Annotated in this window: 12 protein-coding genes; 10 read left to right on the forward strand and 2 right to left on the reverse strand. The window is 69.9% G+C overall.

The features are described from left to right. The first annotated feature begins 84 nt into the window (after positions 1-84). The 6 genes from G6031_RS12615 (at position 85) to G6031_RS12640 (ending at position 6,181) form a co-directional block, all read left to right on the forward strand. A complete protein-coding gene (locus G6031_RS12615; RefSeq protein ID WP_182653444.1) occupies positions 85-681 on the forward strand; it encodes a rhodanese-like domain-containing protein in 597 nt (198 codons plus the stop codon). 54 nt (positions 682-735) lie between these two features. Further along, a complete protein-coding gene (locus G6031_RS12620; RefSeq protein WP_182653445.1) occupies positions 736-1,617 on the forward strand; it encodes a sulfite exporter TauE/SafE family protein in 882 nt (293 codons plus the stop codon). A gap of 106 nt (positions 1,618-1,723) precedes the next feature. After that, positions 1,724-2,269 (forward strand): YetF domain-containing protein, encoded by a 546-nt coding sequence (locus G6031_RS12625; protein WP_095718483.1) that lies wholly within the window; start codon positions 1,724-1,726, stop codon positions 2,267-2,269. A 101-nt stretch (positions 2,270-2,370) separates the two neighbouring features. Continuing rightward, a complete protein-coding gene (locus G6031_RS12630) occupies positions 2,371-3,261 on the forward strand; it encodes a hypothetical protein (RefSeq protein ID WP_179523777.1) in 891 nt (296 codons plus the stop codon). Continuing rightward, positions 3,254-5,029 carry a GMC oxidoreductase gene (locus G6031_RS12635; protein WP_182653446.1) on the forward strand — a complete coding sequence of 592 codons (1,776 nt, stop codon included), beginning with the start codon at positions 3,254-3,256 and terminating at the stop codon, positions 5,027-5,029. The genes G6031_RS12630 and G6031_RS12635 overlap by 8 nt, the downstream gene beginning before the upstream one ends. Before the next feature lie 165 nt (positions 5,030-5,194). Further along, positions 5,195-6,181 (forward strand): linear amide C-N hydrolase, encoded by a 987-nt coding sequence (locus G6031_RS12640; RefSeq protein WP_179523778.1) that lies wholly within the window; start codon positions 5,195-5,197, stop codon positions 6,179-6,181. A gap of 9 nt (positions 6,182-6,190) precedes the next feature. Here the strand turns inward: G6031_RS12640 and G6031_RS12645 are convergent, their stop codons facing one another. After that, positions 6,191-7,060 carry an oxygenase MpaB family protein gene (locus G6031_RS12645; protein WP_182653447.1) on the reverse strand — a complete coding sequence of 290 codons (870 nt, stop codon included), beginning with the start codon at positions 7,058-7,060 and terminating at the stop codon, positions 6,191-6,193. A 162-nt stretch (positions 7,061-7,222) separates the two neighbouring features. On the opposite strand from G6031_RS12645, the gene G6031_RS12650 reads away from it, so the two are divergent. The 4 genes from G6031_RS12650 to G6031_RS12665 all read left to right on the forward strand — a co-directional run bounded on the left by G6031_RS12650 (position 7,223) and on the right by G6031_RS12665 (position 10,879). After that, entirely contained in the window at positions 7,223-8,026 is an 804-nt protein-coding gene (locus tag G6031_RS12650; RefSeq protein ID WP_182618298.1) for a siderophore-interacting protein, read from the forward strand. Between the two features lie 104 nt (positions 8,027-8,130). Continuing rightward, positions 8,131-9,114, forward strand: coding sequence for an ABC transporter substrate-binding protein (locus G6031_RS12655; RefSeq protein WP_182645369.1), 984 nt, complete (start codon positions 8,131-8,133; stop codon positions 9,112-9,114). Next, positions 9,111-10,085, forward strand: a complete 975-nt coding sequence (locus G6031_RS12660; protein WP_179523781.1) for an ABC transporter permease — start codon at positions 9,111-9,113, stop codon at positions 10,083-10,085. The genes G6031_RS12655 and G6031_RS12660 overlap by 4 nt, the downstream gene beginning before the upstream one ends. 2 nt (positions 10,086-10,087) lie before the next feature. Next, positions 10,088-10,879 (forward strand): ABC transporter ATP-binding protein, encoded by a 792-nt coding sequence (locus tag G6031_RS12665; protein WP_095718491.1) that lies wholly within the window; start codon positions 10,088-10,090, stop codon positions 10,877-10,879. An 83-nt stretch (positions 10,880-10,962) separates the two neighbouring features. Here G6031_RS12665 and G6031_RS12670 read toward each other — a convergent pair. Beyond that, the coding region (locus G6031_RS12670; protein ID WP_182653448.1) for a galactosyltransferase-related protein at positions 10,963-11,585 on the reverse strand (623 nt) is incomplete at its 5' end.

The following is an 11,585-nucleotide window of genomic DNA, read 5'->3' on the forward strand; positions in this document are numbered from 1 at the left end:
GGGGCCGGACCACCCGTCCGGCCCCCGGCCCCGCGGCGACCCGCCGCCACTCCGATTCCCCACACGAAAGGGCTGACACCACCCATGCTCTCCAGCCTCACCCACGCCCCGACCATCGCCCCGGCCGACCTGCGCGATGCGATGCACTCGGACTCCCCGCCCACCGTCATCGACGTGCGGTCCGGCGCCGAGTACTCCTCGGTCCACATCCGCGGCTCCTACAACGTGCCGCTGCCCCTGCTCGCCGAGCACGGGGAGGAGTTCGCCTCCCGCCTGCCCGGACAGGTCGTGTTGATCTGCCAGTCGGGCAACCGCGCCCGCCAGGCAAATGAGCGCCTGGAGTCCGTGGGCGTGGACCCCGACTCGGTGACCGTCCTCGACGGCGGGATCGCCGCGTTCGAGTCCGCCGGCGGCGAGGTCGTCCGCGGCGCGGGCCCGTGGGCGATGGACCGGCAGGTCCGCATGGCCGCCGGCTCCCTCGTGCTGGCGGGCGTGACTGCCTCGAAGGTGCTCTCCCCGAAGTTCGCCTACCTCGCCGGCGCCATCGGGGCCGGGCTGACCTACTCCGCCGCGAGCAACTCCTGCGCCATGGCCGCCGCCCTGTCGAAGATGCCGTGGAACCGCTCGGCCGACGAGCCCGGACTCGGCTCCGTGCTCGACTCGCTGCCCGCCCGCTCCTGACCCACCCGACCCGCGACACCGGAACCGGCGCCCCGCCGGAGAAAGGCACCTGACATGGAGATCACCACGATCATCGTCGTGGCCCTGGCCGTCCTGGTCGGACTGTCTCTGGGCCTGCTCGGCGGGGGCGGTTCCATCCTCGTCGTCCCGCTGCTCACCTACATCGGCGGACTCGATCCCAAGGAGGCCATCGCCACCTCGCTGTTCGTCGTCGGCGCGACCTCGCTGGTCAGCCTGTTCGGCCACGCCCGCAAGGGCAACGTCCGGTGGCGCACCGGCCTGATCTTCGGCGCCGCCGGCATGGTCGGCGCGTTCGGCGGCGGGCTGGCCGGCGGCTACATCCCCGGCACCGTCCTGATGGTCGCCTTCGCGATCATGATGATCGCCACCGCGGGCGCCATGATCAAGGGTCGCAAGGACCGCGACGGCCAGAGCACCACCCATCACCACCCGCTGTGGCGGATCCTGCTCGACGGTCTCGTCGTGGGCGCCGCCACCGGACTGGTCGGTGCGGGCGGCGGATTCCTCGTCGTCCCGGCCCTGGTGCTCCTGGCGGGTCTACCGATGACCGTCGCGGTGGGCACGTCCCTGCTGGTCATCGCCATGAAATCCTTCGCTGGACTCGGCGGCTACCTCACCTCGGTCAGCCTGGACTGGCCGCTCGTCGCCGCCGTCACCGCCGCCGCCATCGCCGGCTCCTTCGTCGGCATCCGGCTCACCTCGGTCGTCCCCGAGAAGGCGCTGCGCAAGGGGTTCGGCTACTTCGTCCTGCTCATGGGAGCCTTCGTCCTGTCCCAGGAGCTGCCCTTCCCCGCCGCACCGATCATCCTGGGCACCGTCGCCGTCCTGGGCACTGCCGCGGCGACCTGCCTCCTCGCCGCCAAGGACCGCTGCCCGCTGAGATCCGCCACCCCGATCGCCGCGCGGGCCTCGTGACGCGGAGCTGAACGGCCCCGACCGCACGGACCACGGCCCGTGCGGTCGGGGCCGTTCCCGTCGACGCCGGTTGTCCTCCGACCGCGGTGCGCGCACCATTCGCGTCATGGATACAACTCTGCTCTGGGACGGCTGGGAACCGGTCGTCCACTCCGTCGTCATGGTCGTGTGCGGTTTCGTCGCCCTGGTCGTGATCCTCCGGGTATCCGGCCCACGCACCATGGCCAAGATGACGCCCCTCGACTTCATCGTGGCGGTGACCATCGGTTCGGCGTTCGGGCGCACACTCACCGCCACCGAGGTGCCGCTGGCGCAGACGGTCCTGGTGTTGGCGCTACTCGTGGGCGTCCAGTGGTTGTTCGCGGCGGTCCGCGCGCGGTCTCCGCGCGTCCGGTCCCTGCTGGACAGCCCGCCGATCCTCCTCTATTACCAGGGACGGATGCAGGGCAGGGCGCTACGGAGCCACCGCCTTCTCGAGGAGGACGTCCACACCGCGGCCCGGCAATCCGGGAAGGGTTCGCTCGAGCAGGTCGCGGCGGTGATCCTCCAACAGGACGGCAGCCTGGGGGTCATCGGTCGCGACGATCTGGGCGACGCCTCGAGCCTCCTGCCCTTCACGGGCCGACACGACATCCGTGACAACGAGGGCTGATCGAGGGATAGCTCGAGGGATAAAGAAATCATCCCCAACCGGTGGCGTGAGGAATATCACATCGTTACGGTGACCCCACTGTGCTATCGAAAGGCGGGGTCATGGATCAATTCAACCGGAGGGCCTTTCTCGCGCGGGCGTCCCTGTTCGGTGCATTCGTCAGCGCGGGCGTCGCGTTTCCGGGCGCCCTGAACGGCTCCCTCGGAGCGGTGGGACGAGCGAACGCCCAGGGCACGGGGAGTGCCGTCCTCGACGCGGTCGAGGAGTTCTCCCTGGACACCATGCGGGCGCTGTGTGTGATGGTCATGCCCGGACCCGACGAGTGGTCGAGGCAACAGGGCACGCCGCGCGAGGACCCGGGACCGATCGAGGTCGGCGGCGGCGAGTTCATGAAGGACCTGTTCGACAACTACCTCGCGATGGGTGATCAGCTGTCCCGACCACTCGCGCTGGGGCTCGGCGAGGCGCTCTCCGACATGGGGATCCCCACAGAGCCCTTCCTCGGCCTGAGCGAACCCGACGGCCGCCGCATCGACCAGGTCCTCGGGTACGTCTACAGCGACCGCGTCCTCCCCCTGTCGCTCCCCGTCGCGCTGCTGCTCAACACGGGCGCGCTACTCGTCAACCCCGGATCGATCGTCGGCCCGCTCGGGTCGCCGTTCTCCCGCCTGTCGCTCGGGGACAAGTGCCGGGTGCTCGAGGGGATCGAGGGGCCCGTCCCGCAACTCATCTCGATCATCGACGGCGCCCTGCCGGTCCCGCTCCGCGGTTCGGCGTCGGGATTCCTCCGCTTCGCCGGTGGGATCCTGCTCCAGGGCACCGCCTTCGGCGTGTACTCCGAGCAGAACAACTTCGACCGCGCGACCCGGACGGTGACCCCTCGGCCCGTCCCCTGGGACCTCACCGGGTTCCGGCCCACCGGCCTGGTCGACGGCCATCCCGAGTTCATCGGGTACTACCAGAACCGCACGGAGGTGCCCGCGGATGCGTGATGTCATCGTCATCGGAGCAGGAGGGGGCGGCCCCGTCGTCGCCGCCGAGCTGGCCGGCAGGGGGCTGGACGTCCTCGTCCTCGAGGGCGGCCCCCGACACGCCGATCCCGAGAACCAGTGGTCCCACGCGGAGAACGACGCCAACAACCCGAACGACGGGTTCCTCCGTTTCGGCCCGGAGGACCGGGACAAGCCCGCGTGGTTCCGGGAATGGACCGACAACCTCTTCGTCTGGCAGTTGTCCGGCGTCGGCGGTACCACCCAGCACTACTACGGGAACAGTCCCCGCCCCATGCCGGGAGCGTTCCGCGGGTACACCGGTGCGGACGCCGCGGAGTACGACACCGCCCACCTCTTCCCCTTCAGCTACGAGGAGCTGGTCCCGTACCTGGAATGGGTGGAGGCGACGCTCCCGGTGGAGACCGCGGCGATGGGCACCAAGGAGGAGATCACCTTCCGGGGATGCGAGGGCATCGGGCTCCCGGTCCAGACCTCCCGCGACATCACCAGGCCCGCGTTCCGGCCCCAGCAGAACGCGATCCTCCAGCCCGGGGGGAACTCGGGCCGGACGGACGACTCCAACCTGCTCACCTACCCGCAGGCCACCGGCTGCACGTTCTGCGGTCACTGCTTCCAGGGGTGTTACGTACCCCGGCAGGCCCCGCGGAACCAGTACGCCAAACGCTCCACGGACAACAGCTACGTCCCGCTCGGGCTGACCGCGGACGCGGTCCGACCCGGAGGCCGCGCCTTCGAGTTGATCGCGGACAGCTTCGTACAGTCCATCCGGCACGAGCAGGAAGGTGCGCACACCGTGGCCAGGGGGGTGACCTGGCGCAACAACACCACCGGCGCGACCTTCTCCGAGGACGCCCGCGTCGTGGTTCTGGCCGGCGGGGTCACCGAGAGCCCTCGCCTGTGGTTCAACAGCGGGCTGCCCAACCCGAACGACTGGGTCGGCCGCGGGCACACCGACCACCACTTCGACTGGGTGGTCGGCAGCTTCGACGAGTACACCGGCAATTCCAAGGGAGCCAACTCGGCCGCACGGATGGACTGGCCGGGTCGCGGCGGCATGGAGAACGTGGGGCTGGGTCCCGCGATCCAGGCGTTCACGCTGTCACTGTCCGACTCCGGGGTCCGCGGGGTCTACGACAACGGGCGCGGACTCTACGGACCGTGGGACGGCCCCTCGGGCCGCCTGGTGGGCAACGAGCTCAAGGACCTCATGATGGGCGGGATCGACAACCTGCTCAACTTCCTCGTGATCACCGACGATCACGTCCAGTCGACCAACCGGATCACCCCGTCCCTCTTCCCCGCCGACGAGAACGGCGCGCCGGCCAAGGTGGACATCACGCTGCGGAACCGCTCCCCGCGGACACAGGAGAACCGGGAGTTCATGGTGCGCAAGTCCGCGGAGATCATGCGGGCCGCCGGAGCGAAGAAGGTGTATCGGTTGGACTGGGCTCCGCTGCTGCTCCACGTGCACTCGTCGATGCGGATGGGCGAGTCCGACCAGAACTCGGTGCTGGACGCGAACGCCGAGGCGCGGTGGGTCAAGCGGCTGTTCATCGCCGACAACTCGGCGCTCGCCAATGCGCTCGGCGGACCCAATCCGACCCTGACCACCCAGGCGCTCGCCACCCGGACGGCGGAGAAGATCTTCCAGCTGTACTTCGGCGGGGACTCCTGGGTGGACTCCGAGGCCCCGATCGTGAGCACGGACGGCAGGATCTCCGCCCGCATGAACGCGATGGGGCTCTGAGTGGGCGGGCTCTGAGTGGAGGGGCGCTGAGCGGAGGGCCGCTGAGAGGAGGGCCGCTGAGCCCGGCACCCCCGCCTGCGGCGCCGAGCGCGTTCGCGTCCCGAGCAGCACACCGGGTGATAGTTTTTCTTCATCTCCGAGGTCGATGCTCCGGGAGGGCAACCCATGTGCACGCGAACGCTCTGGTCAACGGGTGAGGACCTGGTCCTGGCCGGCCGCACCATGGACTACGAGGTGGATCTGCGGACCAACCTGTGGGCGTTCCCCCGGGGACTCTCCCGCGACAACGGCGTGGACGACAGCCTCCGCTGGACCTCGGTCCACGGCAGCGTGGTGGCCGCGGCCTACGACCTGGCGAGCACGGACGGGATCAACGAGGCGGGCCTGGCCGGCCACCTGCTGTGGCTGGCGGAGTCCGACTACGGCGAGCGCGACCCGGACCGTCCGGCGTTGAGCGCCTCCGCGTGGGTGCAGTACATGCTGGACAATTTCGCGACCGTCGCCGAGGCCGTGGACTGGATGCGTCGGTCCCGGGTCCAGATCCGGACGTCCGGAGACCCGGTCACCGGCACCACCGTCACCGTCCACCTGGCGCTCGACGACCGCAGCGGCGACTCGGCGATCATCGAGTACATCGACGGTGAACCCCACATCTGGCATGACCGGTCCTACACGGTCATGACCAATTCGCCGCCGTTCGCCGAGCAGCTCGAACGCCTCCACGAGATCAAGGGCTTCGGCGGTGACCGCCCCCTCCCCGGCGGCACGGACGCCGACGAGCGGTTCGCCCGCGCGGCCTTCTACCTGGACCGGCTCCCCGCGCCCGCCGACCGGACCGGGGCCGTCGCGGAGCTGCTGAGCGTGATGCGCAACGCGTCCCAACCGTTCCGCGTGCCGGATCCGGATCACCCCAACGCCTCCACCACCCTGTGGCGGACCATCACCGACCACGTCGACGGTGTGTACGTCTTCGAGGACACCGGTCGGCCCAACATCGTCTGGGTCCGGCTGGACGGCCTCGACCTGTCGGAGGGCGCACCCGTGCGCAAGCTCGACCTGGTCGCCGACACCGGGCTCGAGGGGGGACTGGTCGGCGAGGTCAGCGCGCACTTCGAGGCGACGGCCCCGATGGAGTTCCTCCGTGCGTCCTGAGACCCGCGCTCAGAAGACGGCGATCCCCAGCCGTCGGCGCACCCGGAGGTCCCACAGGTTGAGCGTGTAGACCACGCGCAGCGGCCTGGACAGGACCAGGTCGAGCGCGGCCGCGAGGTTCACGATGATCCGGCGGCGCCGGAGGTCCTGAGGGGTGATGGTCCAGCGCATCTCGTCACGGATCCGCTCGGGGACCGCGAACTTGGTCATGGACAGACTCCACGGGCCGAGGGTCTTGTGCGCGAGAGTCCCCAGCTGCTTCATCCGGATCTCGAGGACCGTGAAGTCGGCGAGCGACTGGAGGTACTCGCGGACGGTGTCGTCGATCCGGACGCCGTCGATGCACTCGGCGAATCGCCGCTCGTACTCGGTCCAACTCGCCGGCCACCGGGCCTCGGGCACGTTCAGGGTGGTGCCGAGCGGCCGCGCGAGCTCGATCACCCGGTCGAGCTCCGCCTCCGACAGCGGCCCGTGCACCATCTCCCACTGATCGATGTAGTAGCGGACCAGACACAGCGCCACCCACGTCTGTGAGGCCGCGGAGTTGGCGTTGTAGCGGACCGGACTGGACCCGGTGGAGTAGACCTGCGCGTGGATCTCCCGCACCGCCTCGTGGAAGAACTTCCTGTCCTCCTGGTTCCCCAGCGTCGCCACGGCGAGGTACTGGGCGGTGGTCCTGCCGCGCTTGATCGGACGGAGGTCACCGCGGCCCCGGTCCACCCGGCTCTCGACCACGCCGTACCCGACGGCGGGGTCGGCGAGCTGCATCACCACGTTCGCGGCGGGAAGCCAGAACCATAGGTGCGTGGACAGGTCGGGGAGGTGCCGGATCCTCGTCGGGTCGACGCCTGCGTCGGCGGATCGCGTCCCTGCGTTCATCACATCACTCCCCGGGCCTGTCCGTGCCGCCCGCGTCGACGGCCCTGTTTCAGATCACATATATCTTACATTGCAACACGGAAGGGGGGAACCCTTTGGACGACCGCGCGGTCGGGACGCGCCGACTGGCAAGATAGGGTTGCCTAACTTAAGGAGGCCCCCGTGGCAGATGAGCGCAAGAGCCCCACCCCGACCACCCTCACCGTGCTGCGCACCGAGACGGTGAGCGCCCACATGGTCCGGGTCGTCCTCGGCGGCGCGGGGTTCGACGCCTTCGCCCCGCGAGCGGAGACCGACAGCTACGTCAAACTCGAACTGCCCTCCGAGGACGGCCCCGTGGTGCGGACCTACACCGTGCGACGCGTCGACCTCCCGGCCCGCGAGATCTGGATCGACTTCGTCGTGCACGGAGACGCGGGCGTGGCGGGGCCGTGGGCCCGGACGGTCGCGCCCGGGACCGACGTCACCGTCCGGGGGCCGGGCGGCGGGTACCGTCCCGACCCCGAGGCGGACTTCCACCTCCTCGCCGGGGACGAGACCGCGGTCCCCGCGATCTCCGCCGCGCTGGAGGCCCTGCCCGAGGACTCGGTGGGAGCGGTGTTCCTGGAGGTGGGAGACGACGACGACGAGGTGTCGCTCACCGCTCCGGAGGGGGTGCGGATCACCTGGCTGCACCGCGGGACCCCCTCCACCCACGCCGGCCCCGGACGGATCGACGGCGACGCGCCGCTGGTCGTCGCCCTCCGGGAGATGCCGTGGCCGGACGGCGACGTGCAGGTGTTCGTGCACGGCGAGGCCGAGACCGTGATGAAGCACCTGCGCCCCCTGCTGCGCTCCGGACGCGGCGTCCCGGCCCGGCGGGCCTCGATCTCGGGATACTGGCGCCGGGGCCGCACGGAGGAGGGTTTCCGCACCTGGAAACGCGAGTTGGCGGAATCGGAGCCGGATCAGCAACCCGTGAGGTGAGTCCCGGGTTACCCGGTCGGTGTGACCCGGTACCCTCATGTGCCAGCACTGTTAACGCATCCGGCCCCTCACGCTCACCCGTGACCGTAGACAAGGCATGGCACATGGCATTCTCACGCGCGACGCTCTTCACCGGACTGGTGGCCACCTCGGCACTCGTCCTCGCAGGCTGCACCGGCGGCTCCGACGATGACGCCGCCGGTGGCGGCGGCGAGTCCTACACGATCGGCATCAACCAGCTCGTCCAGCACCCCGCCCTCGACGCGGCCACCGCGGGCTTCAAGGAGGCCTTCGCCGACGCCGGTGTCGAGGTGGAGTTCAACGAGCAGAACGCCAACGGTGAGCAGGCCACCGCGCTGACCATCGCGCAGCAGTTCGCCGCCGACGACCTGGACCTCACCCTGGCAGTGGCGACCCCGGCCGCCCAGGCGATGGCCCAGAACATCATCAACATCCCGCTGCTGTTCACCGCGGTCACCGACCCGGTCTCGGCCGAGCTCGTCGACTCGATGGAGGAGCCGGGCGCCAACGTCACCGGCACCTCGGACGCCGCGCCGATCGACGAGCAGCTCGAGCTGCTCAAGGAGATCGTCCCCGACGCCGAGCGCGTCGGCATCGTCTACGCCTCGGGCGAGGTCAACTCGCAGGTCCAGGTGGACCAGGCCGAGGAGGCCGCCGGCCCGCTCGACCTGGAGATCGTCACCCAGACCGTCACCACGGTCAACGAGATCCAGCAGGCCGTCGAGGCGCTCGGTGACGTCGACGCGATCTACGTCCCGACCGACAACATGGTCGTCTCCGGTATCGCCTCGCTGGTCCAGGTGGCCGAGTCCAAGCAGATCCCCGTTATCGCCGCGGAGGAGGGCACCGTCGAGGGCGGCGCCGTCGCCACGCTGGGCATCGACTACACCGAGCTCGGCCGCCAGACCGGCGAGATGGCGCTGCGCATCCTCCGCGACGGCGAGGACCCGGCCACGATGCCGGTCGAGACCGCGACGGAGTTCACCTACGTGGTCAACGAGGCCGCCGCCGAGCGCCAGGGCGTCACCATCCCGGAGGACATCCTCGCCGAGGCTGAGAAGAAGTGATCGGCGCCGTCGAGGTAGGCCTCATCTACGGGGTCATGGCGCTGGGGGTCTATCTGACCTTCCGCGTGCTCAACTTCCCCGACCTCACCGTCGACGGCAGCTTCACCACCGGCGCCGCCACCGCGGCGACCGCACTCCTCGCCGGCTGGAACCCGGTGGTCGCGACCCTGGCGGGTTTCGTCACCGGGTTCCTCGCCGGCGTGGTCACCGGACTGTTGCACACCAAGGGCAAGATCGACGGGCTACTGGCCGGCATCCTCACCATGATCGCCCTGTGGTCGGTCAACCTGCGGATCATGGGAGGCGCGAACGTCCCGCTGCTGCGTCAGGACACCGCGTTCACACCGCTGCGCGAGGCCGGCATCCTCGGCACCTGGGGTGGCGTCGCCGTCCTCGCGCTGGCCGTGGTGCTGCTCGGCCTCGTCGTCGTCTGGTTCCTCACCACGAACCTGGGACTGTCGATCCGCGCCACGGGCGACAACGGCCCGATGATCTCCTCGTTCGGTGTCTCCACCGACTTCACCAAGACCCTCACCCTCGCCCTGTCCAACGGCCTCGTGGGCATGTGCGGCGCCCTGGTCGCGCAGTACAGCGGATTCGCCGACATCTCGATGGGCGTGGGGCTGATCCTGGTGGGCCTGGCATCGGTGATCCTCGGCCAGGCGATCCTCGGCCAGCGCAGGCTGGTGTTCGCCGTGTTCGCCGTGGTCGTGGGTGCGGTGCTCTACCGCCTCATCATCTTCGCGGCCCTGCAGGTGGGCCTGAACCCCAACGACATGAAGGCCATCACGGCGATCCTGGTGGTGATCGCACTGCTCGTGCCCAGGTGGAAATCCATGGGTGGTCGGTTCGGGCGCAAGCCCACGACCGCGGTCGCCGCGAACGAGCGCGCGGTGGCGGGCGCCGGGACCGCCGTCGACGCCGGGCCCGAGTCCGCCGACACCGCCGCGACCGGCGCCAAGGAGACCTGACGATGCTGACAGTCACCGATGTGTCCAAGACCTTCTTCCCGGGCACCGTCAACGAGCGCCGCGCACTCCACGGTCTCAGCCTCACGATGGCCGAGGGCGACTTCGTCACCGTGATCGGCTCCAACGGCGCCGGCAAGTCGACCCTGCTCAACGTCGTGTCCGGGCGGTTGATCCCCGACGCCGGGCGGATCGACATCGACGGTAGGAACGTCTCCCGACTTCGCGACCACAAGCGTGCGAAGTACGTGGGCCGCGTCTTCCAGGACCCGCTGGCCGGGACCGCGCCCACCCTCACCATCGAGGAGAACCTGTCGCTCGCGGTCCTGCGGGGCAGGCGACGTGGACTCGGCCCCAGCCTGAACAAGAAGCGCCGCGCGCAGTTCGCCGACCAGCTCGCCATGCTCGAGCTGGGTCTCGAGGACCGGCTCACCGCCAAGGTCGGGTTGCTCTCGGGAGGCCAGCGACAGGCGCTCTCGCTCCTCATGGCCGGGTTCACCCAACCGCGGATCATGCTGCTCGACGAGCACACCGCGGCCCTGGACCCGCAGCGGGCCGAGCTGGTCACCACGATCACCGAGCGGATCGTCCGCGAGGGCGGACTCACGACGCTCATGGTCACGCACAACATGGAGCAGGCCATCCGGCTGGGCAACCGGCTGATCATGATGCACGAGGGCCGGATCGTCTACGAGGCCGACGACCAGAAGAAGGCGTCGCTCACCGTGCAGGACCTGCTCAAGGAGTTCGCCAACATCAAGGGCGCGACACTGTCCGACAAGGCGTTCCTGGGCTGAGGCCCCGCCCGGCCCCCATCGACAAGAGCGTTCCGCACACCCGCCTCTCGAGCGATGTGTTCGGAACGCTCTTCTCGTCGGGGTCAGGCCCCGGGTCCCGGGCGGCGGCCCTCGGAGTTCCGGCGTGCGGGAACAGCCTCCCAGCCGTCGCCGCGACGGCGGACCAGGCCCCTCCGCTCGAACTCCTCGAACCACCCCGGGGCCGGCCACTCGCCCCAGCGCTCGGCGTAGTGGGCCCCGTTGCGCAGCAGATCCTGCAGGTGCTCCACCGGCGGAGACGACACGGGATGCCACCGGTGGTAGGCGTGGGCGCCCGCCACCAGCACGACCGGCACCCGCCGGTACAGCAGTCTGCGACCGAAGTCGGTGTCCTCGGCGCCGTAGCCGGTGAACTGCTCGTCGAACCCACCGAAATCCGTGCGGATACGTGTCCAGAGGTCGGAGTGGAGGGCGAAGGAGAGCGACCAGAACATCCCGAACTCGTCCGCCTCGAGTCGTCGGACGCCGTGTTCCGGGAACGGCCGCGCGGCGTGAGGGTCGGTGAGTTCCGCCAGCTCGGAGGGGTCCGGTGCCCCCGCGGATTCCGGTAGGTAGGTGACCGGGCCCACGCCCACCGCGTCGGACGGGAGCTCCGCGTACCTGCACCCCAGATCCGGGCCGGGCATGCAGTCGACGTCGAGGAAGATGATCAGGTCGGCGCCGGACT

This window comes from Dietzia sp. CQ4, assembly GCF_014145125.1.
Classification (GTDB): domain Bacteria; phylum Actinomycetota; class Actinomycetes; order Mycobacteriales; family Mycobacteriaceae; genus Dietzia; species Dietzia natronolimnaea.

What these genes read in the sequence shown, in the direction of transcription:
- G6031_RS12615 (WP_182653444.1), top strand. Translation starts at nt 85, where the DNA reads ATGCTCTCCAGCCTCACCCACGCCCCGACCATCGCCCCGGCCGACCTG.
- G6031_RS12620 (WP_182653445.1), top strand. Translation starts at nt 736, where the DNA reads ATGGAGATCACCACGATCATCGTCGTGGCCCTGGCCGTCCTGGTCGGA.
- G6031_RS12625 (WP_095718483.1), top strand. Translation starts at nt 1,724, where the DNA reads ATGGATACAACTCTGCTCTGGGACGGCTGGGAACCGGTCGTCCACTCC.
- G6031_RS12630 (WP_179523777.1), top strand. Translation starts at nt 2,371, where the DNA reads ATGGATCAATTCAACCGGAGGGCCTTTCTCGCGCGGGCGTCCCTGTTC.
- G6031_RS12635 (WP_182653446.1), top strand. Translation starts at nt 3,254, where the DNA reads ATGCGTGATGTCATCGTCATCGGAGCAGGAGGGGGCGGCCCCGTCGTC.
- G6031_RS12640 (WP_179523778.1), top strand. Translation starts at nt 5,195, where the DNA reads ATGTGCACGCGAACGCTCTGGTCAACGGGTGAGGACCTGGTCCTGGCC.
- G6031_RS12645 (WP_182653447.1), bottom strand. Translation starts at nt 7,060, where the DNA reads ATGAACGCAGGGACGCGATCCGCCGACGCAGGCGTCGACCCGACGAGG.
- G6031_RS12655 (WP_182645369.1), top strand. Translation starts at nt 8,131, where the DNA reads ATGGCATTCTCACGCGCGACGCTCTTCACCGGACTGGTGGCCACCTCG.
- G6031_RS12665 (WP_095718491.1), top strand. Translation starts at nt 10,088, where the DNA reads ATGCTGACAGTCACCGATGTGTCCAAGACCTTCTTCCCGGGCACCGTC.